Origin of the sequence: Streptomyces sp. F001 (genome assembly GCF_004187715.1) — a bacterium.
GTDB classification, from domain to species: Bacteria; Actinomycetota; Actinomycetes; order Streptomycetales; family Streptomycetaceae; genus Streptomyces; species Streptomyces flavusporus.
This window is the reverse complement of the sequence record NZ_QZWF01000003.1, coordinates 76,559-101,340: the sequence shown is the minus strand read 5'-3', so window position 1 is coordinate 101,340 and position 24,782 is coordinate 76,559. Positions and strand designations below refer to the sequence as shown.

Genomic DNA, 24,782 nt, shown 5'->3' with positions numbered 1-24,782 from the left:
ATCATTCCTCTGGATCGGGCAGGTCGCCGAGCCAGACCCGGCGTCCCATCTCGTCCAGCTCCTCCTTGAGTCGCTCGCACTCCGGAATAGCCCGCCGCAGCAGCCTCCAGTAGTCGGGGCCGTGGCCCGGAATGCGCATGTGGGCCAGCTCGTGGGCGATCACGTAGTCGACGAGACGTATCGGAAGTTGGAAGACGGCCCAGTGGAGAGCCATCCGACCAGGGGCGTCCTCCTCCCCAGAGCTGTCGGGGATGTACGCCCCCCAGCGCCGGCCGAGGTCCCGCACCTCCACCCGGGGCTCGGCCACGCTCATGCGCCCCGCCCACGGCTGAAGCCTGCCGAGGGACCACGCCGTTCCGGTGCGTTGGTACCAGTCGATGAGCGCCTTGCGTCCGGCGTCCCGACCGGCTGCCACGGACCGGTCCAGGCACAGTCGCCCGGCCTGCAGCCGCACTGGGCCGGCATCCATGTCCACCAGCAGCAGACGGTATGCGCGCCCGAGATACCGGAAGACGGTTCCGTCTCGCAGGTCGACCGAGGCATGGGTCGGCCGGAAGCGATCACGCAGGCGGGCCTTCTCCGCGATCCAGTCCTCATGGTCCCGCACGAATTCCTGCGCGCGCCCCTTGTCGCAGTTCGCGGGAGCGCGCAGGAGATCGGGGCTCTTGCACTCGACGACGGCGACGGGGATGCCGTTCACGAAGAGGACGAGGTCTGGGATTTCCTCGTATCCGGCCGGCGTGCGCACCCGCAACTACGAGACGACGAGGAAGTCGTTCCGCTCCTTGATCTGCGTTTCGTTCTCGATCTCACTGCGCGTCCCACCCCGCACCGCCACTCCGCACCCCCCCGCCTCCGAGGAGCCGACGCTGTGTGGTGACGGCCGCTCGGTCGGCCTCCCCGGTTGCCTGTCGGTCCAGTGTGCGGCAGGCGTGCGGGTGATGTGCGTGATCACGCCAAAGGCGGGGGAGGGGGCGGCTCTTTGCTGGAGGAGGCTGCTGTTGGCGAATCCCGGCGGCGGCGCAGGCGTACCCGGCAATGCTGCCGGGCCCACGGTAAGCGGTCGGAGGAATGTGACACCTTCCGTGAAAGTGTCACATTCCGGCGAGTGATGACCTGGCGGCGAGGGAGGATTCGCCAACGGCCTCCCGGGGAAGCAGGTAGCCGCCCCGGGGTACTTACTTTCAGGGGATTGCCGACAGGTCGACGTCGGCGTCTCTGTCTGGAGCCTTTCAGTCGCCGTCAGGTACAGGCAGCCGAGCCCCGCGACTCTCGGCGACGCGCAGGGCGTCCTGCAGGGCCTCGGTCAGCCGGACGGACAGGAACCGGAGCTCACCGGTGCCGGTCTTGGGGTCGTCGAGCAACTCCCGTGCATGTCCGAGCAGTTCACTTCCCATGCCGAGCTGAACGGACTCGATGTTGTCGGCAAGCCGGGACAGGTAGCCGCCGCCGTTGTCGTCGGTGAGGAGGTGGCAGGTTTTGCCTTCGGGGCCGGGCCAGGGGAGGAGGCGGGTGGTGGTGCCGCGGGTGGGATGGCTCATTACGCTGCCACCTCACGCCGTGATCCGACGTGGGCCGATGCCAATGCCCGTGCGTGGCCAGCCGGAGGGCGCCGGGACGTTGTCGTTGCTGCCGCTTCTTGTGGCGCAATTCGCCGTGGAGAGGACGTAGGGGCGTACGAGGGGGGAGTCCTCGCCGCGGAGGAGGGGAAGCGGGGATGCTGGGGCGGTTGGTGGCTCAACGGGTACGCCCGGGGTGCGGGTGCCCTTCGTGTCTCGGGCTGGCCGAGCGCGGGGCCTGGGGCCACGCGGTGCCGGCCACGCGGGGGCAGCAGTCGATCCACCAGAGGTTCCGGTCGAACCAGTGGAAGATCGGGGTCAGCTGCGGGTGGTTGTCGGTGCCCGCGTGAGAGAGGAAGAGGGCGTTCGGACGGGTTGTACGGGCCAGGCGCGCGCGATCCTGGATGCGGCCGCCGGGGAAGTCGTACTCCTCGTCGCGGGAGGCGTCCCCGTCGAGCCAGACCCGGCGCCGTCCCCGCGGGTAGGAGTGCAGCCATTCGGCTTCCACCCGGGTCGCGCTGAGTTCGTAGCCATAGGTCCAGCGGATGCCGTCCTCGGCGACGAAGTCGACCTCATAGAGAAGGACGTGTCGTGTGCGGACTTGTCGTCCAGGGCGAACGGCTGGCGGGGGAGGCCGCCGTAGGTGGTCCACCTCCCGTACGAGTTGATCACCGCATTGCGCATGTGGGCCAGAGCGGCCAGGACGTTGGACTTGCCCGAGGCGTTGGCGCCGAAGATGCCGAGCAGGGGGTAGACCTCGACGGTCTTGCCCCCAGCAAGCTCCACGGTTCGCGCGGGGCCGGGATCGTGCCCTGCGGGGACGGTGAAGGACAGCTCCTGCTCGTCGCGCAGCGATCGTACGTTCGCCACACGGAATCTCAGCAGCGCACCGGCCTCCTCTCGTCGCGCACAGAGCAGTGCTGTGATCACCTGTGCGCCTACCGGACTGGGGGGTCAGGCCGCCTGTTCGGGCATGGGCTCTGATGCCGGAGCTTCCGGCTGCTTCGTCGGAACCGATTGCTCCTCGGCCGGCAGGCGGCGCATCAGGGCGCCGTAGCCGAGGGCCGCTGCCGTGCCGACGGCCGCGCACAGCCCCCACAGCCACTCGGCGCCGAACCGGTCGATGACGAAGCCCGACATCAGGGGCGCGACGAGGCCGGCGACGGACCAGGACATGGTGTACACGCCCTGGTAGCGCCCGCGGCCGTGCACCGGCGACAGCCGCACGACCAACCCGGTCTGCGTGGGCGCGTTGACGATCTCCGCCAGGGTCCACACGCAGACGGTGAGCGCGAAGACCCCGACGGACCCGGCGAAGGCGGTCAGCCCGAACCCGTACCCGGCGAGCAGAGACGAGATCACGAGCAGCCGACGTGGATCCCGGTGCTCGATGAACCGCGTGACGGGGATCTGCAGCGCGACGATCAGGACACCGTTGACGGCGATCGCCATGCCGTAGTCCGCGGGCGCGAACCCGGCCTCGCCCATCGCGATCGGCAGACCGACCGAGCCCTGCTGGAAGACCAGCGCGACCAGGAAGGACAACCCGACGACGCTCATGAACCGCCCGTCGCGCAGCACGGTCCCGAGCCCCACGGCCTCCTCCTTGGCCGCAGCGGCCGTCTGGACGGGCCGGGACTCGGGCAGCTTGACGAACACGACGATCGCGCAGGCCATGGTCATCCCGGCCTCCAGCAGGAAGCCGGCGAGATAGCTGACCTCGGCGATGAAACCGGCCGCCATGGAGGACACGGCGAAGCCGAGGTTGATCGCCCAGTAGTTCAGGGAGAAGGCCCGCACCCGGTCCTCGGGCCGCACGATGTCGGCCATCATCGCCTGCACGGCCGGCCGCGAGGCGTTGGAGGCGGCACCGACCAGGAACGCGACGGCAGCGATGGCCACCGGATGGTGCATGAACCCGAGCAGCGCGACGGACACGGCGGTGGACGCCTGGGCGACGAGCAGGGTGGGCCGCCGCCCCAGCCGGTCCGCCATCACGCCCCCGCCGAGGGAGGACAGCACACCGCCCAGCCCGTGCAGTGCCGCGACCAGACCGGCGTACGAGGCGGAGTATCCGCGGTCGAGGGTCAGGTAGAGCGCCATGAAGGTGGCGACGAAGCCGCCGAGCCGGTTGACGAGGGTGCTGGTCCACAGCCACCAGAACTCGCGGGGGAGCCCGGAGACGGTCTCTGTGGCGGCGCGTCTCAGGCTGGCGAGTGACATCGAGGATCCCCCACGGACGTAAGCGGCTCGGGTGTAAGTGGCCCTTCTGGTAGGCACACCTTACGAAGGCGGGGTCCGGGGCGGCCACTCGATTAACAGATCCCGTCAACCGTCCACGCTTCGGCCGGGCGCGCAAGCGATCAGAGCATTCGATTACGCTCAGAGCCATGGCCGACGCACCGTACAAGCTGATCCTCCTCCGCCACGGCGAGAGCGAGTGGAACGCGAAGAACCTGTTCACCGGCTGGGTGGACGTCAACCTCAACGAGAAGGGCGAGAAGGAGGCGGTCCGCGGCGGTGAGCTGCTCAAGGACGCCGGCCTGCTGCCCGACGTGGTCCACACGTCCCTCCAGAAGCGCGCCATCCGCACCGCCCAGCTCGCGCTGGAGGCCGCCGACCGCCACTGGATCCCGGTCCACCGCTCCTGGCGCCTGAACGAGCGCCACTACGGCGCCCTCCAGGGCAAGGACAAGGCGCAGACCCTCGCCGAGTTCGGCGAGGAGCAGTTCATGCTGTGGCGCCGCTCCTACGACACCCCGCCCCCGCCGCTGGCGGACGGCGCCGAGTTCTCCCAGTCGGACGACCCGCGCTACGCCTCCATCCCCCCGGAGCTGCGCCCGCGCACGGAGTGCCTGAAGGACGTCGTCGTCCGCATGCTCCCGTACTGGTACGACGGCATCGTCCCCGACCTGCTGGCCGGCCGCACGGTCCTGATCGCCGCCCACGGCAACTCCCTGCGCGCCCTGGTCAAGCACCTCGACGGCATCTCCGACGCGGACATCGCGGGCCTGAACATCCCGACGGGCATCCCGCTGTCCTACGAACTGGACGCCGACTTCAAGCCGGTCAACCCCGGCGGCACGTACCTCGACCCTGAGGCGGCTGCGGCGGCGATCGAAGCGGTCAAGAACCAGGGCAAGAAGAAGTAGCCCGAAGCGGTAGCCCGAACTGATCGAACCCCCTGCCCGCGGGTTCTCCGCCGGCAGGGGGCTCGCGGCAGCTCGGGGCCGTCGCAGGTCCGTCAGGGGTGTTCGGGCCGCGTCCGAAGTGGCCCCGCATGCCCGGTGGCTGTCAGTGCTACCGGTCTGTGTCTCCTTGCCCACCGTCGGTCATGTCGCCGGAAGCCGGGAGGAAACGTGCGGCGTCGCTCTGCGGGCGGCCGTCGCCCTGGTCCTGACGTTGACCGTCGCCCTGGTCCTGACGTTGACCGTCGCCCTGGCCTTGACGCTGAGGTGAGCAGTAGTCCTGCAGCACCGTGTTGGCCTGGGGGCTGAGGACGGCCCACATGACTTGTTCGAGGCCGCTCCGCTTCTGCTCCATGGCCACGTGGCACGTCTGACGGCTGGACGATTGGTCCTCCTGGGCTCCGGCCGGTGAGGCGGAGGTCAGGGCCGCTGCAAGGCTGATGACGGCTGCTGCAGCCGTGCTCGCGACGGAGCGGTGCAGACAGTGCAATCGCAGGTTCTTCATGATCACACCCTGGGCCGGGAAAGGCCCGGGAGAAAGGCCGACAGTCCCTTGGGCAGGCAACTCGACCCGATCGGTCGATCTCCTCGGCCCCCGTCTGCGCGTTCCGCGGGCAGGGGCCGTCGGTGATTGCGTGGCGTCGGGGTCAGACCGTCAGCGGTACCGGATGGATCTCGTCCGCCTTGTGCCCGGCGCGTTCGTGGATGCGCTGGACCGCTTCCGCCGAGGGGGCCTCGGACAGGCAGTAGACGACTCCGGAGTCCGGGTCCGCCCAGGCCTGCTTGAAGTGCACGCCCTCTTCCCCTTCTATCGCGAGGTCGGCCCGGTGGGCCTCGCGCAGCTGGTCGGCCGTGATGCCCCGCATGTCGTGATGGACGTCCATGAACTCAGCCATGGCCTCGCACCTCCTTCCCGTCCTTACTCCATGCTGCGCCCGTACCGCAGGCAGGGCGACGCGAAGGGCCCCCGGCGCCGGCGCCGGGGGCCCTCAGGCGTCGTGGAGCTTCAGTCAGCACTGGCAGGGATTGCCCTGCTGGCAGCCGCACGTGCAGCCCGAGCCGCAGCCGCACGCGCCGATGAGCGTGAGGCTGTTGATCTCGGCGGGCTGTTCGCTGGCGCGTTCCTGGGTGGGGTCGGGCGTCGTACCGGGCGTGCTGGGGGATTCGGCCATGGGTCCCTCCTCGAGGCTGGTGCCTGTCAGCCCATTGCAGCCCCGTTTGCCGGGCGCATCAACGGCGCACTGTGGCTCGCACACGCAGCGGCCCGGCCGGGTCAGGGGTTTCGCGCGCCCGTCGCTCAGGTCCCTTCGACGTGGATCTCGGGCTGGAGCTCGTCCGCGTGCTCGCCGGTGACCAGGAACACCACACGCTTGGCGACGGCCACCGCGTGGTCGGCGAAGCGCTCGTAGTAGCGGCCGAGGAGCGTGACGTCCACCGCGGTCTCGATGCCGTGCTTCCAGCGCTCGTCGATGAGGTGCTGGAACAGTGTGCGGTGCAGCAGGTCCATCGCGTCGTCGTCGGCTTCCAGCTGCATCGCCAGATCGATGTCCTTGGTGACGAGGACCTCGGCGGTCTTGGCCATCAGACGCTGCGCGAGCTGGCCCATCTCCAGGATCGTGGCGTGCAGGTCGTGCGGGACCGCCCGCTCGGGGAAGCGCAGCCGGGCGAGCTTGGCCACGTGCTGGGCGAGGTCGCCGGAGCGTTCGAGGTCGGCGCTCATACGCAGCGAGGTGACCACTATCCGCAGGTCCGTGGCCACCGGCTGCTGGCGGGCCAGCAGGGCTATCGCCTGGGCCTCCAGGTCGTGCTGGAGTTCGTCGACCTTCTTGTCGGCCTCGATCACGCTCTCGGCCAGCTTCAGGTCGGCGTCGAGAATGGCTGTCGTGGCGCGCCCGATCGCCGACCCGACCAGCCGGGCCATCTCGACCAGGCTGTCGCCGATCGAGTCCAGTTCCTCGTGGTACGCGTCCCGCATCAGGGTTCCCTCTCGTGCGATTTCTGGGATTCATTCGGGGATTCAGAGGGCCGGTGGCCCGTGGTGAAAGCCGTTCTTACGAACCCCACGCTGCCACGTTCCGGGCCGTACGCGTCCGTTTCCGCCCCCTCAAATGAACCATCCCTGGCTCCAAGGTGAACTCTGGGCGACGAGTGTTCGAGGTCGCACCCGGACGGCTGTGGGCAACCATTAGGGCATGCCTAACCTGGATGCATGGACGTGAACGCGGCGGTCGCCGCAGCGGCAGCGATCGCCGGTGTGCTCACCGGTGTCATCGCCATGCTGGCGTTCCGCTGGAGCGAACGCGACCTGAAGCGCCCCACCCGGACCTCCCTGCACACCGACCCGGTGCTTCCGCCCGGCGTCGACACGGTGCTGTCCGTGCTGCGCTCCTCGGCCGTCGTCCTGGACGAGGCCGACGCCGTCGTCAAGGCCAGCTCCGCGGCGTACGCCCTCGGACTGGTCCGCGGCGGCAAGCTCGCCGTCGACCCCATGCTGCAGATGGCCCGCGACACCCGGCGCGACGGTGAGATACGCCAGGTGGAGCTGGACCTGCCCCGGCGCGGCAGCGGCCGGGGCGAGGCCCTCGCCGTCTCCGCCCGGGTCGCCCCGCTGGGTTCCCGGCTGGTGCTGCTGCTGGTCGAGGACCTCACCGAGGCCCGCCGGATAGAGGCGGTACGACGCGACTTCGTCGCCAATGTCAGCCACGAGCTCAAGACCCCCGTCGGCGCGCTCTCCCTCCTGTCCGAGGCCGTCATGGACGCCTCCGACGACCCCGAGGCCGTGGAGCGCTTCGCCGGCCGGATGCAGATCGAGGCGACCCGGCTGACCAGCCTGGTGCAGGAGCTCATCGACCTCTCCCGGGTCCAGAACGACGACCCGCTGGAGGACGCCGAGCCGGTCCGGGTGGACGAGCTGGTCGCCGAGGCCATCGACCGGTGCCGCCACCAGGCGGGCGCCAAGCAGATCACCATGGCCGCCGGCGGCACCGCCGACCTGCATGTCTGGGGAAACCGCAGCAAGCTGGCCGCGGCCCTCGGCAACCTGGTCGAGAACGCCGTCAACTACTCTCCCGCCCGCACCCGCGTCGGCATCGCTGCCCGCCGAGTGAACGGCTCCGGCGGGGACATCATCGAGGTCGCCGTCACCGACCAGGGCATCGGCATCTCCGACAAGGACAAGGAGCGCATCTTCGAGCGCTTCTACCGGGTCGACCCGGCCCGCTCCCGTGCCACCGGTGGTACGGGCCTCGGGCTGGCGATCGTCAAGCACGTGGCCGCCTCGCACGGCGGGGAGGTCACGGTGTGGAGCTCGGAGGGACAGGGCTCCACCTTCACGCTGCGGCTGCCGGAGGCGGGTCAGGCCCGCGACCGGGCGCATCAGCACCCCGCTCCTGACGAGGCCGGGCAGTCCGCCGACTCGTCCCCTGACACACCCCCGTACGAACCACTTCCTGCCCCGGAGGTCCTTCCGTGACCCGAGTGCTCGTCGTCGAGGACGAGGAGTCCTTCTCCGACGCTCTGTCATACATGCTCCGCAAGGAGGGCTTCGAGGTCGCCGTCGCGACCACCGGGCCCGACGGACTCGACGAGTTCGAGCGCAACGGCGCCGACCTCGTCCTTCTCGACCTGATGCTGCCCGGACTGCCGGGCACCGAAGTGTGCCGTCAGCTGCGCGGCCGCTCCAATGTCCCCGTCATCATGGTGACCGCCAAGGACAGCGAGATCGACAAGGTGGTCGGTCTCGAAATAGGAGCCGACGACTACGTCACCAAGCCCTTCTCCACCCGCGAGCTGGTCGCCCGCATCCGCGCCGTGCTGCGCCGCCGCGGCGAGCCGGAGGAGGTGGCCCCGGCCGCGCTGGAGGCCGGCCCGGTCCGTATGGACGTCGACCGCCATGTGGTCACCGTCGGCGGCTCCAAGGTCGACCTGCCGCTGAAGGAGTTCGACCTGCTGGAGATGCTGCTGCGCAACGCCGGCCGCGTGCTGACCCGGATGCAGCTCATCGACCGCGTCTGGGGCGCCGACTACGTCGGTGACACCAAAACCCTCGACGTCCACGTCAAGCGACTGCGCGCCAAGATCGAGCCGGATCCGGGCGCGCCGAGGTATCTGGTGACGGTGCGAGGCCTCGGCTACAAGTTCGAGCCGTAAACCGCAGAGCGCGTACGCACAGAAGGGCGGGACCTCACCGGGAGGTCCCGCCCTTCTGTGCGTACGACGCTGATCAGTGACCGGCGGCCTCTTCTTCCACGGGCGACTCCGTCGCCGACGCGGACGCCGCGTCGGTCGGGGTGCCGGACTCCGGGTCGGCCGGCGTGCCGGTGGCGGACCCGGTCTCGCCCGGCGAGGCCGACTCACCGTCGGTGCCCTCGTCGGGCTCCTCGCCCGTGGAGGCCGAAGCCCCGGGCGCGGCCGGCACCTCGGTCGGGCCCCACGAGCTGAAGTAGCCCTCGGCCGGGACGACGAAGGCGCGCAGGCTCACGGCACCGGTCTGGCTGAAGGAGAAGGTGACCTTCTGCGCGTTGCCGTCGGTGAGGCCCTCGGCGCTGCTCAGCACGGCCGAGGCGTTGTTCTTGCCGCCGATGACGACCGAGCCGCCGGCCGGGACGGACAGTGTGCCCGTGCCGCTCGCGGGCGAGATCTTGGCGGTGCCGGCGCCGTCGACGGTGATGGAGTCCAGCGTCTGGGCGGTCCTGCCGCTGTTGAAGACGGTGGCGGAGATGACGGCCGGGCCGGTCGCCTCCGGGTCGGGCTGGGTGATGACCACAGCGTTCTGGATCTTGATGTCACCGACGCTGGTGGCCGCGTTGTCCGGCTTGATCTCCAGGGTCTGGGCGTTGTTGCCGGCGCCGCAGGCGGCGAGCGAGGCGATCGAGAACGCGATGGCGGAGGCGGCGAGGGCGCCGCGTCGAAGGCTGCTGCTCACGGCGGCGGCAACTCCTTGAACGCAGGGGCAGCTTTCCTTGTAAAGCCGCCCTAAGTGGCTGTCAGCGGCCCCAGGTTACCGAGCCGTTCCCGCGCGGCCGCACCCGACCCTCCCCCGCGGGCGCCCGGCTTCGCTCGGCAGGGCGTACGGCCGGGTGTCCTGTTCCGGCGTGTGGCGCGCTCGTACGGCATTCACATAAGCCTTCGCGAAATGTGGGTGAAGGAATGCGCGGCCGGCCCGGAATTGATCACCGGTACGGTCGTGCCGGGGGTGTCGTGATCAATTCCGGATTCGTCTCACAGCGGTCCCCGGACGCCGAACGGAGTAGCGGAAGTCGAGCGTTTGGAACCGGACATTTAGGGATGTTCAGCCGGTTGATGGAGTCGCCGGAGGTGTGTGACGTGCACGTTTCGCCCGCCCCGGAGAGCCGCTCCGACCTGCGGATACTTTGTTCCGCGGACCCGGCGAAGCACGTTCCTGTTGCTGTTGTCAAGCCCCGAGATATGCCCTGACCTGCGAAAACGCCATTCAGAAGCTGCCGTTTCCGTGTTACCCTGGATAGCCACGGAAGGGGTACCTGTCACATGACGTTCAAGGTTGGCGACACCGTGGTCTATCCCCATCACGGGGCCGCGCTGATCGAGGCCATCGAAACTCGCCAGATCAAAGGCGTGGACAAGACCTACTTGGTGCTGAAGGTCGCCCAGGGTGACCTGACGGTGCGTGTGCCAGCGGACAATGCGGAGTTCGTCGGCGTACGTGATGTGGTCGGTCAGGACGGGCTGGACCGGGTCTTCGAGGTGCTGCGCGCGCCGTATGCCGAGGAGCCCACGAACTGGTCCCGTCGTTACAAGGCAAACCTGGAGAAGCTCGCCTCCGGCGATGTCATCAAGGTCGCGGAAGTCGTACGTGACCTGTGGCGTCGTGAGCGCGAGCGTGGACTCTCCGCCGGTGAGAAGCGCATGCTCGCCAAGGCTCGCCAGATCCTGGTGAGTGAGCTCGCTCTCGCGGAGAACACGAACGAGGACAAGGCCGAGGCCCTGCTCGACGAGGTGCTCGCCTCCTGACGCGAGGCAGCAGGCCCGCTGCCGCTGTGGACATCAAAAGCCGGCACGTCGAAATGCCGTGGTGCCCGATGACGTATTGCTGTCGCCGGGCGCTGCGGCATGTTCGCACCCGGACCAAGCATGCTCGTACGCCAGACGCCGTACGCCATAAGCCGAGGAAATCTCCCCCCGGTACTGTGCGTGCCGGGCTCGGGCAGGGGGCTCGACGAGGGTCACGGAAGGGTCCTGTCAAGCCGTTGTGCGCCCGGCACGCTGAGGCCATACCCAAGTTGGCCGAGCACACAAACCTGACAGGAACCGATGTCTGACGATTCGCGCCCTTCGCGTACCGCCGCGGTGATTCCCGCCGCCGGCCGGGGTGTACGCCTCGGCCCGGGCGCCCCCAAGGCGCTGCGCGCGCTGAACGGCACCCCCATGCTCATCCACGCGGTACGCGCCCTGGCCGCGTCCCGCGCCGTCTCCCTCGTGGTCGTCGTGGCCCCGCCCGACGGAGCCGCCGAGGTCAAGTCACTGCTCGACGCGTACGCGCTGCCCGAGCGCACCGACTTCCTCGTCGTACCGGGCGGGCAGTCCCGCCAGGAGAGTGTGAAGCTCGGCCTGGACGCCCTGCCGCCCGGCTACGACATCGTCCTCGTGCACGACGCCGCCCGGCCGCTGGTGCCGGTCGACACCGTGGACGCCGTGATCGAGGCGGTGCGCGCCGGGGCGCCGGCCGTGGTGCCGGCCCTGCCGCTCGCGGACACGGTGAAGGAGGTCGAGCCCGCCGAGACCCCCGGTGCGCCGGAGCCCGTGGTGGCCACGCCCGCGCGGGCCCGGCTGCGTGCGGTGCAGACACCGCAGGGCTTCGACCGCGAGATCCTGCTGCGCGCCCACGAGACGGTCACCGACAACGTCACCGACGACGCGAGCATGGTCGAACAGCTCGGGGAGCAGGTCGTCGTCGTACCCGGGCACGAGGAGGCCTTCAAGGTCACCCGCCCGCTGGACCTGGTCCTGGCGGAGGCGGTCCTGGCGCGCCGGAGGCTGACCGATGGCTTCTGAGGCACCGCTGCTTCCCCAGGTCGGCATCGGCACCGACATCCACGCCTTCGAGGAGGGCCGCGAGCTGTGGTGCGCCGGCCTGAAGTGGGAGGGCGAGGGGCCGGGCCTGGCCGGGCACTCCGACGCGGACGTCGTGGCGCACGCCGCGTGCAACGCGCTGTTCTCCGCTGCCGGGCTCGGTGACCTGGGGCAGCACTTCGGGACCGGACGGCCGGAGTGGTCCGGGGCGTCCGGGGTGGCGCTGCTGACGGAGGCGGCGCGGATCGTGCGTGCGGCGGGGTTCCGGATCGGCAATGTCGCGGTGCAGGTCGTCGGGTCCCGGCCGAAGATCGGCAAGCGGCGGGAGGAGGCGCAGAAGGTGCTGTCGGAGGCGGCCGGGGCGCCGGTCTCGGTGTCCGGCGCGACGACCGACGGACTCGGCTTCCCGGGGCGGGGCGAAGGGCTCATGGCGGTGGCCACCGCGCTGGTGGTGCGGACGGGCTGATCTCGCCCCGCCGCCCACGTCCCATCCTCCGGGGGCTCCGCCCCGGGCCCCCGCTCCTCAAACGCCGGAGGGGCTGTTTTGTGGCGTGAACGTCGCAGGGCACACCCGTGCGCCGACTACCCTGGACTCGTGACTATTCGCCTGTACGACACCAGCGCCCGGCAGATCCGTGACTTCACCCCGCTCACGCCGGGTTGTGTCTCGATCTACCTGTGTGGCGCCACCGTGCAGGCAGCCCCGCACATCGGGCACATCCGGTCGGGGCTCAACTTCGACATCCTGCGCCGGTGGTTCGAGTACCGGGGCTACGACGTGACGTTCGTCCGCAACGTCACCGACATCGACGACAAGATCATCAGGAAGGCGGCCGAGCAGAACCGCCCCTGGTGGTCCATCGGGTACGAGAACGAGCGCGCGTTCAACGACGGTTACCGCGCGCTCGGCTGCCTCCCGCCGACGTACGAGCCGCGCGCCACCGGCCACATCACCGAGATGGTCGAGATGATGCGCGGCCTCATCGAGCGCGGACACGGCTACGAGGCCGACGGCAACGTCTACTTCGACGTACGGTCCCTGCCGGGGTATCTGTCGCTGTCCAACCAGGACCTCGAAGACCTGCGCCAGCCCTCCGAGGAGGGCGAGACCGGCAAGCGGGACCCGCGGGACTTCGCGATGTGGAAGGCCGCCAAGCCCGGCGAGCCCAGCTGGGAGACGCCGTGGGGGCGGGGCCGACCGGGCTGGCACCTGGAGTGCTCGGCGATGGCGCACAAATACCTGGGTCGTGTCTTCGACATCCACGGCGGCGGCATCGACCTGATCTTCCCGCACCACGAGAACGAGATCGCCCAGGCCTGCGGCTTCGGCGACGAGTTCGCCCGGTACTGGGTGCACAACGCCTGGGTCACCATGAGCGGTGAGAAGATGTCCAAGTCGCTGGGCAACTCGGTGCTCGTGTCCGAGATGGTCAAGCAGTGGCGCCCGATCGTGCTCCGCTACTACCTGGGCACCCCGCACTACCGCTCGACCATCGAGTACAGCGAGGACGCCCTGCGCGAGGCCGAGTCGGCGTTCGCCCGGATCGAGGGCTTCGTGCAGCGCGTCGTCGAGCTGGCCGGCGGTCCCGTCGAGCCCGCCGCCGAGGTGCCGCCCTCCTTCGCCGAGGCGATGGACGACGACCTGGGCGTGCCGCAGGCGCTCGCCGTCGTGCACAACACGGTCCGGCAGGGCAACAGCGCGCTGGCCGCCGACGACAAGGAATCCGCCGTCGCCCGCCTCGCCGAGGTCCGCGCCATGCTCGGCGTCCTCGGCCTCGACCCGCTGGACGAGCAGTGGGCCGGTGAGGGTGAGCGCAGCGAAGACCTGCACGGCGTCGTCGACAGCCTCGTACGCCTCGTACTCGACCAGCGTGAGGCGGCCCGCGCCCGTAAGGACTGGGCCACCGCGGACGCCATCCGCGACCAGCTCAAGCAGGCCGGCCTCGCCGTCGAGGACAGCCCGCAGGGACCGCGCTGGACGCTCGGTCCGCGCTGACCACCCAGGATGTGCCGCCCGGCCACCAGGCCCTGTCGTCAAACTCCCGTCTGCCCCGCGACGCCATGCACGCACTCTCGCCGCACCGGGCCCTGACCCAAGTACATCCAGTACGAGGGTCAGGGCCCGGCACGCCGAGAGCACGCACCTGACGCCGCAGGGCCGCCCTTCGGGCGACGACGGGAATTTGACGACAGGGCCTGGGGCGGCACACTTGCACTGACGTACGTACTCCACCGCATCACACAGACAGGTAGGTCATGGCCGCGAACAACCGCCGCATGTCCGGCAAGAAGGGCGCGCAGGTCGGCAGCGGCGGCAAGCGGCGCCGGTCCCTCGAGGGCAAGGGGCCGACGCCCCCCGCCGAGATGCGCAAGGGTCACGCCAAGCAGCGGGCCGCCGCTGCGAAGGCCCGCCGGGCACAGGGCCGTACGCCGCAGCGCCGTGGCGGCAAGGCGCCGTCCGAGCTGGTCGTCGGGCGCAACCCGGTCGTCGAGGCGCTGCGCGAGGGCGTGCCCGCCAGCACCCTGTACGTCCAGCAGTTCATCGACAGCGACGAGCGGGTCCGCGAGGCGCTCCAGCTCGCCGCCGAGCGCGGCGGCATCAACCTCATGGAGGCGCCGCGCCCCGAGCTCGACCGTATGACCAACGGGCTCAACCACCAGGGCCTGGTGCTCCAGGTCCCGCCGTACGAGTACGCCCACCCCGAGGACCTCGCCGACGCCGCCGCGGACGAGGGCGAGGACCCGCTGATCGTCGCCCTCGACGGGGTGACCGATCCGCGCAACCTCGGCGCGGTCGTGCGGTCCGTCGCCGCGTTCGGCGGGCACGGCGTGGTCGTGCCCGAGCGGCGCGCGGCCGGAATGACCGCCGGCGCCTGGAAGACGTCCGCCGGTACGGCCGCCCGTACGCCGGTCGCGCGGGCCACCAACCTCACGCGCGCCTTGGAGGCGTACAAGAAGGCCGGCATCGTCGTGGTCGGACTCGCCGCCGACGGGGACGTCGAACTCGATGAGCTGGACGCCCTCGGCGGTCCCGTCGCCATCGTCGTCGGCAGCGAGGGCAAGGGCCTGTCCCGGCTCGTCGGGGAGACCTGCGACTTCCGGGTGCGGATTGCGATGCCGGGCGGGGCCGAGTCGCTCAACGCCGGTGTGGCGGCGGGGATCGTGCTGTACGAGGCAGCCCGCCGACGGTCGTGAACAACTGTTCGTCGTAGTCGCCCACTCGGGGTGTTCCGGGCGGTCCGGACAAGCTTGACGCGGTCCGGACACTCCCGGCGAGTCAAGGCAGTGTCCTAATCACACGTCACTCGGTTAGATGAGTGTGGACACCAGAACACCCCGCACACCCACGGGGGACCGCTCGTCGGGATTCGACGACGCTCCCGCGCTGAGCATGGTGAAGGTGCCGAGCGATCCGGCGCAGATCATCGTCAACCATGCGAGCTTCCGCGTGCAGTTGGGCGCCTCCTCGGGACGCGTCCAATCCCCGCGCGTCGCACGGCACTTGAGCGCCGCCGCGGACGCCGCCCGCACACCCGTCGTCGGCACGGCGGTCAGAGCGGACCGGACGGCCGGCGCCGCCCGTCGCCGTCCCGTCGTATGGAGCGGCCGGTCCGCCCCGGACGACACCGGCGCCCACCGCCTGCTCCAGGCCGTGCGCGGTGCGGGCGTCCGCCATCCGGAGGAGTCCGCCGTCGACGCCGGAGCCACCCAGGTCATCCCGCGTATCGACGTCGACGCCGGATACGGCGGTGGCCACCACACCGGATACGCCGACTACGACGAGCTGGACCAGACCGTCGAGACCCCCGTCATCGGCGCCCAGCGCACCCCCGGTACCGGCGAGACGCGTCTGCTGCCGCACACGCGCACCGTCGGCAGCGCCTACGACGAACCGGCTCACGGGGGCGAGCAGTTCGACGGCTACGACAGCTACGACGAGCGCGACGAGTACGGACGCTACGACGACACCGCCGCCGGTGAGGACACCACCGGGACGCGCACCCGCCGCCAGGGCGACGATCCCGCACGGCATGCGTACTACCCCGGTCGCCGGATGAACCTCGGCGTCGTCCTCCTCCCGCTGCGGGTCTTCCTCGGCTGCATCTCCGTCTACGCCGGCATGGGCAAGCTCTGCGACCCCGTCTTCTTCGACGGCGGCGAGCGCGGGTCCATGGTCAGGTGGCTCAACACCCTGCACCCCTGGGAAGTCGCCGAGCCGCTGCGCCAGTTCGCCCTCCAGCACCCCGTCGGCTCCGGGCTGCTGATCGCCTTCGCCCAGGTCATCGTGGGCGTCCTCACGGTCCTGGGGTGCTGGCAGCGGGTCGCAGCGGTCGGCGGTGCGCTGCTGTCCGCCGCGCTCCTCGTCACTGTCAGCTGGAAGAGCGTCCCCGCCTACGGCGCCCCCGACATCATCTACCTCGCCGCCTGGTCGCCGCTGATCATCGCAGGCGCGCCCGTCTACTCCGTCGACGGGCGGCTGGCCGCACTCGCCTGGCGCCGGCTCGGACCCCGCTCCGACATCTGGGAGCTACGCCGCTACGTCCTGCGCCGCGGCGTCCTCGTCACCGCTGTCGTCACCGGGCTGACCCTGCTCACCGGCTCGCTGCTCGGCGGTGCCGTCCGCGACGCCGATCGGGTCGTCGTCCCCGGCCCCGGCGAGGCCCCGCGCAACGAACTGCCGGGCTCCCCGCTGCCGTCGAAGCCCGGTGAGCGCAGGGAGAGCACCACCCCGTCGGCCACCGCCGGCACCGCGACCACCCCGGGCGCCACCTCGGCCGCCCCCACGGCAGGCGCCGCGACCACGCCGGGCGCCACCGGCGACAACGGCACCGCCACCGGCGGCTCGCCCAGCCAGACCCAGGGCACCGGGGGCGGGGCCCCGCCGCAGCAGTCCACCCCGGCCGACCAGGCCCCGAGCACCAGCACCGGCCCGACCGCCGGAGCCTCGACCGGCGGCACGGGCGCCCCGGGCGGCGCCGGCGGCTCCTCCGGCGGCGGATCCTCGTCCTCCGGGGAGCCCGGACTGGTGGGCGGCCTGCTGGGCTAGGCAGGCCACGGCGGTCGTACGACGACGGGGTCCCGCACGGTGTGCTGTGCGGGACCCCGTCGTACGTGCTCGCAGCCTCTCCTCAACGGCCCAGTGCGGCCAGCTCCTTCGCGGCCTCCGTGAGGTCCTTCGCGGTGTCGATGGCACGCCAGTAGGCGCCCTGCGGGATCGGGAAGCCGGCCAGGCGGTTTTCCCGGGCCAGACGGGGAAACGTGGTGCGTTCGTGGTCGCCGCGCTCGGGGAGCATCGCGGCGAACCGGGGGGAGAAGACGTAGACACCCGCGTTGATCTCGTACGTCGTCGGCGGGGCCTCGATGAAGTCCGTGATGTGCCCGAAGCCGTCCGTCTGCACCGCGCCCCAGGGGAGGCGCGGGCGGGCCAGAGCGAGGGTCGCCACGGCGTCGCGCTCGGTGTGGAAGTCGGCCATGTCGCGCAGCGAGAAGCGGGTCCAGATGTCGCCGTTGGTGGCGTACCAGGGCCGGTCGGGGTGCGGGAGACGAGCGGCGGCGTACTTCAGACCGCCACCGCGGCCGAGCGGCTCCGCCTCGACGACGGTCGTGACCGTCACCGGCAGGTCGGCGGACGCCAGCCACTCCTGCAGGACCTCGGCGAGGTGGCCGCAGCTGACCACCACGTCGGTCACGCCCTCCTCGGCGAGCCAGGCCAGCTGGTGGCCGATGATCGGCGTCCCTGTGCCGGGGATCTCGACCATCGGCTTGGGCCGGTCGTCGGTGTAGGGGCGCAGCCGGGAGCCCTGACCGCCGGCCAGGATGACCGCCTGGACGGGCCGGGACGCGACGTTCGGATCAGTCATGCCCGGCACTGTACGCGGGTGCCTCCGGCGGTTGGGCGGGGCGCCTGGTGCCGGTGGGTGGGTCGGGGTCGGGGCGGTTGTGCAGCGCCCCGAAGGGCGCGGGGAACTGCGCGACCAGCCGCGATGGTGCCGCAGACGATCGGCGGCACCATCGCGGCACTTCCAGCGGAGGCTCAGGCGCGGAGGACAGGACGCCTGAGGCGAAGGCGGTGTCGCAGACGGGGCGGGCGTACGACTGGGCGGGTCGGGCCGTAGATGCGGACCGCGGCGCGCCCAGGGCGCGGGCGATGGACGCGCAGTGCCGGCGAGCGAGGGGCTCGTCGACGGCCTGCTGGAGGTGGGTGAGCGCGACGCCGGGGTTCTGCTCCTGCAGCTCGGTCAGGAGCTGGTCGCGCAGCACCTCGTGCGGGGCGCGGGTGGCGGTGCGCGACGTGGCGCCGGAGGCCGAGACGTCCGAGGCGGTGAGCACCGAGCTCTCGGGTTCCCGACCAGTTGACCCGCGTGACCGCGAGGGTCCCGGAGAGCACCAGGACGACGGGCAGAACGAGGGCGAGGGTGCGGCCGATCCGGCGGGCGGGGCCCTGGCCGCGTCGCGTGGGTTGGGTGGTGGAGTGCTTCACGCGAGTGAGGGTAGCGCCCGGTAATGATTTGGCGACATTTGGTCACCGGTTCGAGGGAAGAAGTGGGGTCTTTTTTTGGTGCGGGTTGACGCACACTGCTCGAAATGAGCCGTGTGCCGGGTATTTATCGACAAGAAAAAGGGCCCGCCGCAGGCAGCGGGGCCCTTTTCGTCAACCTGGGTGAATTACCCGGGATGGGTGTTTGGTGCGCGTCAGTCGGAGAGCCGCTCGCCCGTCGAGGTCGAGAAGACGTGGGTCTCGCCCGGCCGCGGCACGACGTGCAGCGTGGCGCCCTTCTCCGGGACCGCGCGGCCGCTGACGCGGACGACCAGGTCCTTGAGGTCGTCGCCGACCTTGGCGCTGCCGTAGACGTAGCCGTCGGCGCCGAGCTCCTCGACGACGTTCACGGAGACGGCGAGACCGGCCGGGGCGTCCTCGGTGTCCTTGGACAGGGCGGAGGCAGCGGCGCCGTTGTGCTCGACCACGTCGAAGTGCTCGGGACGGACACCGACGGTGACGGTGCGGTCACCCTTGTCGGAGGCGCCTTCAGCGCCTCGCGGTTGACCGGCACCACGCTGTTGCCGAACTTCACGCCGCCGTCGGTGATCGGGACCTCGACGAGGTTCATCGCCGGGGAGCCGATGAAGCCGGCCACGAAGAGGTTGGCCGGGCGGTCGTACATGTTGCGCGGCGAGTCGACCTGCTGGAGCAGACCGTCCTTCAGCACGGCCACCCGGTCGCCCATCGTCATGGCCTCGACCTGGTCGTGGGTGACGTAGACGGTGGTGATGCCGAGGCGGCGCTGCAGCGAGGCGATCTGCGTACGGTGGAGACGCGGAGCTTGGCGTCCAGGTTGGACAGCGGCTCGTCCATGAGGAACACCTGCGGCTCACGCACGATGGCGCGGCCATGGCGACACGCTGGCTTGACCACCGAGAGCGCCTTCGGCTTGCGGTCCAGGTACTCGGTGAGGTCGAGGATCTTCGCGGCTCCTCGACCTTCTGCCGGATCTCCGTTTGTTGACGCGGGATCTTGAGCGCGAAGCCCATGTTGTCGGCCACGCATGTGCGGGTAGAGGGCGTAGTTCTGGAACACCATGGCGATGTCCCGGTCCTTGGGCGGCAGGTGCGTGACGTCGCGCTCACCGATGCGGATGACGCCGGAGTTGACGTCCTCCAGAGCCCCGCAGCATCCGCAGGGAGGTGGACTTGCCGCACCGGACGGACCCACCGACCCAGACGAAGATCCCCGTCTCGATCTCGATGTCGAGTGCGTCGCCGGGGGCCGGCTTGGTGGAACCGGGTAGATCCGGGTGCCTTGTCGAACGAGACAGTGGCCATGGTGTGGCCCCTTCTACCGGCAGGAACGTGCCGGACGATCCGTTTGTAGGAAGGTGGTGGTGTAGTCACGAGAGTGAACTGGGTCAGGACGGTACCTGCCGTCACCTGTTCTGTCAGTAGTCGAGGGCTGTGAACTTCGCGAAATTTTGACAGGGCTCGCGGGACCTGGGTACACTGCACAGGCACGCACGTCACGCGCCGCGTGCAGGCCTCCTTAGCTCAGCTGGTCAGAGCGCCGCTCTTGTAAAGCGAAGGTCGTCGGTTCGAATCCGACAGGGGGCTCCGAACAGTGCGGGTCCCGGGCCGACCGTGCCGGTGACCCGCGCTTTCCCCTGCACTGCCCCGCTCCACGGCCGTACTCTGGTCGGCACCATCAGGGAACCGCGCCGGCTGTCTGGAGGTAACGGGGTGAACGGGCGCAGTCCGGAACGGGTCCGCAACGGCTGGTCGTCTCCATCGTGGATGCGCTGCAGGGCTCGGCCACGGTGAACCAGGCGAGCAGCCGTGAATCTGGCGGGAGATGCTGCGGCGCGAGCTGGCCTCGTCCGTGGAGCCGTTCGGCGGGACGGCTGCGGCCCTGGCTGCTGCAGATCGTCAAGGCATGCACCGAGGTCGGTGACGGGCTGGCCTGTCTGGTGCGGTCACTGGAGTACGTGGAGCAGCAGTCGGCGACGGTCGCCACTCTGTGGCCGCTGGTGGACGAGTGGGAGGCCGTCGACTTCTTCAACAACGCCGATCTGCGTTCGTTACGGCCCGTTCTGCTGTCGATGAACTCCCCGGACCTGGCGACCATGGCGCGCCGCGCGAGCCGCTCCCGGGTGCAGGAACTGCCCCCTGGTGCCGGACCGGATGGCAGGTCTTCCTGCGGCTGCGGGGAGAACTCCCCGAACGGTGAACTCCCGCCCAGCGTGGCCTTCCTCGCGCTGTGTGCCGACCGGCTGGTGGCGGAGAGCCGGGCCGACGCCGCCGAGGTGCTGCGCCGTTTCACCCGCAGCCAGGCCCATGCCCTGCGGTTGGACGGTGCACTGGCGGACTGGCAGCACTCGGAGTTCCCGCAGGCCGCGCCCTCGCTCGTCCCCGCGTATCTGATGATCCAGTTCGAGCCGGACCGGGTCGAGGCGGACCGCTTCTATCTGTCGCACTGGCGCCAGTCCGACCCGGAGGGCTGGCACCCCGTGCGCGGTGAGACCGTCCATCTGCGCCGGGAGGAGCTGCCCGGCGCGGTGGAGAGGCTGATAGAGGAGGTCGAGGAGAGGTGGGCCGACCTGCGGCAGCCCGTCCTCCTGGAGTTCATCTGCCGTGGGAGCTGCTGAACGAGCCTGTCGAGTGGTGGCCGAAGGAGTCCGAGTCCGACTCGCCCACCCCGCTGGCGCTGGACTACCCGGTGGTGGTGCGCAGCCTCGAGCGCTTGCAGCGGGCCGCGTGGCACCGGCCCTGGCACAACAAGTGGCGCCAGCTTCGGGAGCGCCCGGCGGACAGTCATCCGCACTGGAGCCGTCCGGAGCAGGACGAGACGTACTTCTTCCATCTGGAGCGTGAGCTGAAGGAGGACCGGTACGCGGTCTGTCTGGTGCTCAGCGAGCCGCCCGGCGACGACTCGGGCACCGGCCGGCGGGAGGTCCTGGCCGGGTTGCGGGCCGGCGTACCCGCGATGGTCTGGCATCGCAGCGACTGCTCGGATCCGTCGTTCCAGGACGCCATCGGCGAAATACTGCAGGACCGAGGCTCGGAAGTCTCGCGGAACGCATCGGAAAGTGGCGCAAAGAGGCCCTGGCGCTCGGACCGACGGCTGGGACCAGCACGTGGGCCGCCACCTGGCCATTCTGCTCGACGATCCCGACCGCAAGCCGGGGCCGCCCGGGCCGGGGTACGGGCCATGAGTCTGCGGACCGAGGAACAGGCCGGGCCCATCGTGCGGCGATTACCTACGGGGAACGGATTGCGACGGTCTTGCGCGGGGGGTTGACGGGGTGTCACGCTGGTGGTCGAGACGGCCCCAGCGGACGTCCTGCGTACTCCACACCACCGGGGGCGCGTTCCCGACAGTCGACTTGTGATCCCTCCCGTCATCCCCCCGGTGGACTCCCGTCTTGCACCGCAAGCAGACCACTGCCAGGCTTGGCAACGTGGATGTCACGCATGCCCGCGGACTGCGGGACTCCTCCTCCGCCCTCCCCTCGTGCCCGGGCAGCACTGGACTCTCCGAGGGCGCTTATGCAGCGTGACGACGGCCCACGACCCCTATCCGTACCGGCTTCTGACGACACGTCATTCGAGGGCGTGCTGCATGCCCTGAGCGGACTGGAGCCGTCGGACCCGGCCGACCGCCCGGCCGTCCTGCTCGTCGTCGATGACCACGTGAGCATGAGCGTCTGGGCGGCGACGATCGCCGGCTGGCCGACGGGCTGGCCCGTCAGGAGCGGCTCGGCCCGATCAGCACCGTGCGGCTGCTGAGTTCGGACGACACGAGCCGACCCGGATCCGGCTGGATCATCTGCCCCCAGCACCACCCGGTACCGGGTGGTGCTGGTACTGACCGATGGCCTCGCCGCGGGCTGGCGGGCGGGCGCGGTGCTGCCGTTGCTGCGGGAACTCGGCCGGTCCGAGCCGCTCGCCGTGCTGCATCTGCTGCCGCAGCGGCTGTGGTTCCGCACCGGCCTGGACGTGCACCGTATGCGCCTGAGCGCCGCACACCCCTGGGCGCCGAACGACTCCCTGCGGTGGGAGCTGCGCACCTCCCCCTGGAACCCGTCGACGACGCGGCCGCCCGGGCCGGTGTGGTGCCGGTCCCGTCCTGGAACCGACCGAACGCTCCCTGTCCTGCTGGGTCGGCCTGGTGGCCGGGCGTGCGTCCGGGTGGACGGAGATGTCCGGAGTCCGGGCCCGTGACTGGAAGCGGCGGGCGGACGCCGCGCGGGCGGTGCCCTGGGTCCACGACGTCCCCGACCCCGACAGCGCCGTCCCCGCCCGGGAGCGCGTCTCGGAGTTCCGCGCCGCCGCCTCGCCCACCGCCTTCGCGCTCGCCACCCGGCTGGCGGCGGCCCCGCTGACGCTGCCGGTGATGACGGCGCTCACGGCGTCGGTGCCGGGCGCCGGGCCCGCCCACCTCACCGAGCTGCTGATGAGCGGACTGGTGCGGCCGGCGAGCGGCGATGCCGAGCGCGCCGCCGGCGTGGCCTTCACCTTCGGTGCCGACAACCGCCAGGAGTTATTGGCGCTGTCCCGCCGCCGTGACACCGTCCGGGTGCTGCACGACGTACGGGCGCTGCTCGCCCACAGGGCACCGAGCCGGCCGGCGATCCGCTCGAGGCGGCCCGTGTCCCGCCGGTGACCCGGCACAACGTGGCGTTCCTGAGGGTCGAACTGGCCGCGCTGCGTGCTCTGTCCGGACGCTTCCTGCCACAAGCCGAGCGACTCGCCCGCGCACTGCGCGATTACGACCGCAAGAACACCGTTAGCCTGCGCAAAGGCGCGGGCCCACGCCCCGGGCACTCAGACCCTCGCGCGCACGAGACAACTGCAGAAGGAGCCACGGCCATGTCCACCACGCAGCAGGAGCCCGCGGTGGAGAGCGGGCGTTCGACGCAGCCGCGCATCTGGGGCAACATCCCCCCGCAACCCGAACTTCACCGGTCGCGTGGATCTGCTCGAACTGCTGAGCGAGCGTCTGCGGGAGGGCACGACGACGACCGTGCTGCGGAGGCCATCCACGGCATGGGCGGTGTCGGCAAGACCCAGCTGGCCATCGAGTACGCCTACCGGCACCAGTCCGAGTACGACATCGTCTGGTGGATCCCGCAGAGCGCCCCGGCCAGATCGGCCAGTCCCTGGTGGAACTCGCCCAGCGGCTCGGCCTCGTCACCACGTCAGAGGCCAACATCGCGGACCCGCGGTGCGCGAGGCGCTGCGCGAGGGGCGGCCGTACTCCCGCTGGCTGCTGATCTTCGACAACGCCGACAGTCCCGAGCGGGTCCGCGACTACTTCCCCACCGGGGCAGCGGCACCATCCTCGTCACCTCCCGCAACCGCCGCTGGAGCGTGGTGGCCCCTCGCTGGAGGTCGACGTGTTCACCCGCGAGGAGAGCAAGGAGCTGCTGCGCCGCTCCGGCCCCGACGACCTCGACGACGCCGAGGCGGACCGCCTCGCCGACGCCCTGGGTGACCTCCCGCTCGCCCTGGAACAGGCCGCGGCCTGGCGGGCGGAGACCGGGATGCCGGTGTCGGAGTACCTGCGGCTGTTCGAGCACAAGCGCAGCGAGCTCCTCGAGGTGTCCCCGCCGCCGGACTACCAGCTCCCGGTCGCCGCCGCGTGGAACGTCTCCCTCGACCACCTCGAGACCCGCAGCCTCACCGCCTGCGCCTGCTCCAGCTCTGCTCCTACTTCGCGCCGGACCCCATCTCACGCTCCATCTTCTCCGGCTCGCGGCAGCACCATCGACCCGGAACTCGACCGAGCGCTGAACGATCCGATGCGCCTCGCGCGGGCCATAAGGGAGATCAACCGGTACTCCCTCGCCCGCATAGACCATCGGACCAACTCGATCGAGATGCACCGCCTGGTGCAGGCAGTGCTCATCAACCGGATGACCGCCGAGGAACAGAAACGCATGCGAAACGGCGCTCACACACTCCTGGCCGCCGCCGACCGAAGGCGCCCAACCAGGCCGCCAACTGGCCGCGCTACGCCGAGCTCTACGGCCATGTCATCGCCTCCGGCGCGGTCGAGTCCGACCAGCCGTGGGTCCGCCAGCTCGTGCGGAACATCGCCCGGTACCTCTGGTACTGGGGGGACCACAAGGTCGCCCGCGAGTTCACCGAGCAGGCCTGGGAGACCTGGCAGCGACTGTTCGGCGAGGAGGACCAGCAGACCCTCCTGATGGGTGGTGGCTCGGCTTCCTCTACCTGAAGGTGGGCCGGCACGACGACGCCCGGATCGCCGCCCAGCTCAAGGACGTCTACGACGCACGGCGCCCCCGGACCGCGAGGACACCCGGGAGGACGCGCTGGAGACGATGAACCTGGAGGCGGCGGTACGCCGTGTCGAGGAGACTTCGCCGCCGGCGCCGAACTGGACGAAACGGCCTACGACCGGGCCCGCCGCGCCTTCGGCGAGGACGATCCCGCCACCCTGGCCACCGCCCACAACCTCGGGTGAGCCTCCGGC

At 70.6% G+C, this 24,782-nt stretch carries 24 protein-coding genes, 1 tRNA gene and 2 pseudogenes; 14 read left to right on the top strand and 13 right to left on the bottom strand.

The genetic code is table 11. The annotated features are described in order from the left end of the window. Position 1: 1 nt before the first annotated feature. The 4 genes from StrepF001_RS13570 to StrepF001_RS13555 all read right to left on the bottom strand — a co-directional run bounded on the left by StrepF001_RS13570 (position 2) and on the right by StrepF001_RS13555 (position 3,782). Positions 2-748 carry a SprT family zinc-dependent metalloprotease gene (locus StrepF001_RS13570; RefSeq protein ID WP_165396263.1) on the bottom strand — a complete coding sequence of 249 codons (747 nt, stop codon included), beginning with the start codon at positions 746-748 and terminating at the stop codon, positions 2-4. A gap of 484 nt (positions 749-1,232) precedes the next feature. Then, positions 1,233-1,541, bottom strand: coding sequence for a hypothetical protein (locus tag StrepF001_RS13565; RefSeq protein WP_129798514.1), 309 nt, complete (start codon positions 1,539-1,541; stop codon positions 1,233-1,235). A gap of 196 nt (positions 1,542-1,737) precedes the next feature. Beyond that, a complete protein-coding gene (locus StrepF001_RS46420) occupies positions 1,738-2,211 on the bottom strand; it encodes an ATP-binding protein (protein ID WP_206306852.1) in 474 nt (157 codons plus the stop codon). Positions 2,212-2,513: 302 nt separating this feature from the next. Further along, positions 2,514-3,782, bottom strand: a complete 1,269-nt coding sequence (locus StrepF001_RS13555) for an MFS transporter (protein ID WP_129798513.1) — start codon at positions 3,780-3,782, stop codon at positions 2,514-2,516. A 167-nt stretch (positions 3,783-3,949) separates the two neighbouring features. On the opposite strand from StrepF001_RS13555, the gene StrepF001_RS13550 reads away from it, so the two are divergent. Next, positions 3,950-4,711 (top strand): phosphoglyceromutase, encoded by a 762-nt coding sequence (locus tag StrepF001_RS13550; RefSeq protein WP_129798512.1) that lies wholly within the window; start codon positions 3,950-3,952, stop codon positions 4,709-4,711. Between the two features lie 148 nt (positions 4,712-4,859). On the opposite strand, the gene StrepF001_RS13545 is transcribed toward StrepF001_RS13550, so the two are convergent. From StrepF001_RS13545 to phoU, 4 genes are all read right to left on the bottom strand, one after another. Beyond that, a complete protein-coding gene (locus tag StrepF001_RS13545; protein WP_129798511.1) occupies positions 4,860-5,252 on the bottom strand; it encodes a hypothetical protein in 393 nt (130 codons plus the stop codon). A 142-nt stretch (positions 5,253-5,394) separates the two neighbouring features. Next, the gene (locus tag StrepF001_RS13540) at positions 5,395-5,643 is read right to left on the bottom strand and encodes an SCO4226 family nickel-binding protein (RefSeq protein WP_129798510.1); all 249 of its coding nucleotides are present in this window, start codon (positions 5,641-5,643) and stop codon (positions 5,395-5,397) included. 114 nt (positions 5,644-5,757) lie between these two features. Further along, positions 5,758-5,919 carry a hypothetical protein gene (locus tag StrepF001_RS45600; protein ID WP_165396262.1) on the bottom strand — a complete coding sequence of 54 codons (162 nt, stop codon included), beginning with the start codon at positions 5,917-5,919 and terminating at the stop codon, positions 5,758-5,760. A gap of 125 nt (positions 5,920-6,044) precedes the next feature. Then, complete coding sequence (gene phoU, locus StrepF001_RS13535; RefSeq protein ID WP_129798509.1) at positions 6,045-6,722, bottom strand: phosphate signaling complex protein PhoU; 678 nt, start codon at positions 6,720-6,722, stop codon at positions 6,045-6,047. A 234-nt stretch (positions 6,723-6,956) separates the two neighbouring features. On the opposite strand from phoU, the gene StrepF001_RS13530 reads away from it, so the two are divergent. Together StrepF001_RS13530 and StrepF001_RS13525 are read left to right on the top strand one after the other, a co-directional pair. Continuing rightward, positions 6,957-8,219 (top strand): ATP-binding protein, encoded by a 1,263-nt coding sequence (locus StrepF001_RS13530; RefSeq protein WP_129798508.1) that lies wholly within the window; start codon positions 6,957-6,959, stop codon positions 8,217-8,219. After that, a complete protein-coding gene (locus StrepF001_RS13525) occupies positions 8,216-8,896 on the top strand; it encodes a response regulator transcription factor (protein ID WP_129798507.1) in 681 nt (226 codons plus the stop codon). The genes StrepF001_RS13530 and StrepF001_RS13525 overlap by 4 nt, the downstream gene beginning before the upstream one ends. A 73-nt stretch (positions 8,897-8,969) precedes the next feature. Here StrepF001_RS13525 and StrepF001_RS13520 read toward each other — a convergent pair whose 3' ends face one another. Beyond that, positions 8,970-9,671, bottom strand: coding sequence for a DUF461 domain-containing protein (locus StrepF001_RS13520; protein ID WP_129798506.1), 702 nt, complete (start codon positions 9,669-9,671; stop codon positions 8,970-8,972). Between the two features lie 584 nt (positions 9,672-10,255). Here StrepF001_RS13520 and StrepF001_RS13510 point away from each other — a divergent pair. The 6 genes from StrepF001_RS13510 (at position 10,256) to StrepF001_RS13475 (ending at position 16,844) form a co-directional block, all read left to right on the top strand. Then, positions 10,256-10,738, top strand: coding sequence for a CarD family transcriptional regulator (locus StrepF001_RS13510; RefSeq protein WP_003953493.1), 483 nt, complete (start codon positions 10,256-10,258; stop codon positions 10,736-10,738). A 300-nt stretch (positions 10,739-11,038) separates the two neighbouring features. Further along, positions 11,039-11,779, top strand: a complete 741-nt coding sequence (gene ispD / locus StrepF001_RS13500; protein WP_129798505.1) for a 2-C-methyl-D-erythritol 4-phosphate cytidylyltransferase — start codon at positions 11,039-11,041, stop codon at positions 11,777-11,779. Further along, positions 11,769-12,263, top strand: a complete 495-nt coding sequence (ispF, locus tag StrepF001_RS13495; protein WP_129798504.1) for a 2-C-methyl-D-erythritol 2,4-cyclodiphosphate synthase — start codon at positions 11,769-11,771, stop codon at positions 12,261-12,263. Before ispD ends, ispF begins: the two co-directional genes overlap by 11 nt. A gap of 129 nt (positions 12,264-12,392) precedes the next feature. Further along, positions 12,393-13,793: a cysteine--tRNA ligase gene (gene cysS, locus StrepF001_RS13490; RefSeq protein WP_129798503.1), complete on the top strand. Its 1,401-nt coding sequence runs from the start codon at positions 12,393-12,395 to the stop codon at positions 13,791-13,793. Between the two features lie 260 nt (positions 13,794-14,053). Beyond that, positions 14,054-14,992 carry a 23S rRNA (guanosine(2251)-2'-O)-methyltransferase RlmB gene (gene rlmB, locus StrepF001_RS13480; RefSeq protein WP_129798502.1) on the top strand — a complete coding sequence of 313 codons (939 nt, stop codon included), beginning with the start codon at positions 14,054-14,056 and terminating at the stop codon, positions 14,990-14,992. Between the two features lie 118 nt (positions 14,993-15,110). Then, positions 15,111-16,844 carry a DoxX family protein gene (locus StrepF001_RS13475; protein WP_165396261.1) on the top strand — a complete coding sequence of 578 codons (1,734 nt, stop codon included), beginning with the start codon at positions 15,111-15,113 and terminating at the stop codon, positions 16,842-16,844. An 82-nt stretch (positions 16,845-16,926) separates the two neighbouring features. On the opposite strand, the gene StrepF001_RS13470 is transcribed toward StrepF001_RS13475, so the two are convergent. The 3 genes and pseudogenes from StrepF001_RS13470 to StrepF001_RS13460 form a co-directional block, all read right to left on the bottom strand. Further along, positions 16,927-17,658 carry a nucleotidyltransferase family protein gene (locus tag StrepF001_RS13470; RefSeq protein WP_129798501.1) on the bottom strand — a complete coding sequence of 244 codons (732 nt, stop codon included), beginning with the start codon at positions 17,656-17,658 and terminating at the stop codon, positions 16,927-16,929. Between the two features lie 181 nt (positions 17,659-17,839). Further along, a pseudogene (locus StrepF001_RS13465) lies at positions 17,840-18,278 on the bottom strand (hypothetical protein); the annotation flags it as partial. Between the two features lie 212 nt (positions 18,279-18,490). Then, a pseudogene (locus tag StrepF001_RS13460) lies at positions 18,491-19,618 on the bottom strand (ATP-binding cassette domain-containing protein). 208 nt (positions 19,619-19,826) lie between these two features. Here StrepF001_RS13460 and StrepF001_RS13455 point away from each other — a divergent pair. Next, positions 19,827-19,900, top strand: a tRNA-Thr gene (locus tag StrepF001_RS13455). A 176-nt stretch (positions 19,901-20,076) separates the two neighbouring features. Then, positions 20,077-20,931: a hypothetical protein gene (locus tag StrepF001_RS13450; RefSeq protein WP_129798500.1), complete on the top strand. Its 855-nt coding sequence runs from the start codon at positions 20,077-20,079 to the stop codon at positions 20,929-20,931. A 166-nt stretch (positions 20,932-21,097) separates the two neighbouring features. Here the strand turns inward: StrepF001_RS13450 and StrepF001_RS13445 are convergent, their stop codons facing one another. Then, complete coding sequence (locus StrepF001_RS13445; protein WP_129798499.1) at positions 21,098-21,319, bottom strand: hypothetical protein; 222 nt, start codon at positions 21,317-21,319, stop codon at positions 21,098-21,100. Positions 21,320-22,138: 819 nt separating this feature from the next. Between StrepF001_RS13445 and StrepF001_RS13440 the strand changes: the two genes are divergently transcribed. From StrepF001_RS13440 to StrepF001_RS13430, 3 genes are all read left to right on the top strand, one after another. Next, entirely contained in the window at positions 22,139-22,507 is a 369-nt protein-coding gene (locus tag StrepF001_RS13440; RefSeq protein WP_129798498.1) for a hypothetical protein, read from the top strand. Then, positions 22,485-22,949, top strand: a complete 465-nt coding sequence (locus StrepF001_RS13435) for a hypothetical protein (RefSeq protein ID WP_129798497.1) — start codon at positions 22,485-22,487, stop codon at positions 22,947-22,949. The genes StrepF001_RS13440 and StrepF001_RS13435 overlap by 23 nt, the downstream gene beginning before the upstream one ends. A gap of 733 nt (positions 22,950-23,682) precedes the next feature. Further along, the gene (locus tag StrepF001_RS13430) at positions 23,683-24,495 is read left to right on the top strand and encodes a hypothetical protein (protein ID WP_129798496.1); all 813 of its coding nucleotides are present in this window, start codon (positions 23,683-23,685) and stop codon (positions 24,493-24,495) included. Positions 24,496-24,782 lie beyond the last annotated feature (287 nt).

Coding starts and splice junctions, on each gene's coding strand:
- ispD (WP_129798505.1), top strand. CDS start 11,039: ATGTCTGACGATTCGCGCCCTTCGCGTACCGCCGCGGTGATTCCCGCC.
- StrepF001_RS13555 (WP_129798513.1), bottom strand. CDS start 3,782: ATGTCACTCGCCAGCCTGAGACGCGCCGCCACAGAGACCGTCTCCGGG.
- StrepF001_RS13540 (WP_129798510.1), bottom strand. CDS start 5,643: ATGGCTGAGTTCATGGACGTCCATCACGACATGCGGGGCATCACGGCC.
- StrepF001_RS13435 (WP_129798497.1), top strand. CDS start 22,485: ATGTCCGGAGTCCGGGCCCGTGACTGGAAGCGGCGGGCGGACGCCGCG.
- phoU (WP_129798509.1), bottom strand. CDS start 6,722: ATGCGGGACGCGTACCACGAGGAACTGGACTCGATCGGCGACAGCCTG.
- StrepF001_RS13475 (WP_165396261.1), top strand. CDS start 15,111: ATGAGTGTGGACACCAGAACACCCCGCACACCCACGGGGGACCGCTCG.
- StrepF001_RS13510 (WP_003953493.1), top strand. CDS start 10,256: ATGACGTTCAAGGTTGGCGACACCGTGGTCTATCCCCATCACGGGGCC.
- rlmB (WP_129798502.1), top strand. CDS start 14,054: ATGGCCGCGAACAACCGCCGCATGTCCGGCAAGAAGGGCGCGCAGGTC.
- ispF (WP_129798504.1), top strand. CDS start 11,769: ATGGCTTCTGAGGCACCGCTGCTTCCCCAGGTCGGCATCGGCACCGAC.
- StrepF001_RS13470 (WP_129798501.1), bottom strand. CDS start 17,658: ATGACTGATCCGAACGTCGCGTCCCGGCCCGTCCAGGCGGTCATCCTG.
- StrepF001_RS13530 (WP_129798508.1), top strand. CDS start 6,957: ATGGACGTGAACGCGGCGGTCGCCGCAGCGGCAGCGATCGCCGGTGTG.
- StrepF001_RS13445 (WP_129798499.1), bottom strand. CDS start 21,319: ATGGCGTCCTGGAACGACGGATCCGAGCAGTCGCTGCGATGCCAGACC.
- StrepF001_RS13545 (WP_129798511.1), bottom strand. CDS start 5,252: ATGAAGAACCTGCGATTGCACTGTCTGCACCGCTCCGTCGCGAGCACG.
- StrepF001_RS45600 (WP_165396262.1), bottom strand. CDS start 5,919: ATGGCCGAATCCCCCAGCACGCCCGGTACGACGCCCGACCCCACCCAG.
- StrepF001_RS13550 (WP_129798512.1), top strand. CDS start 3,950: ATGGCCGACGCACCGTACAAGCTGATCCTCCTCCGCCACGGCGAGAGC.
- StrepF001_RS13565 (WP_129798514.1), bottom strand. CDS start 1,541: ATGAGCCATCCCACCCGCGGCACCACCACCCGCCTCCTCCCCTGGCCC.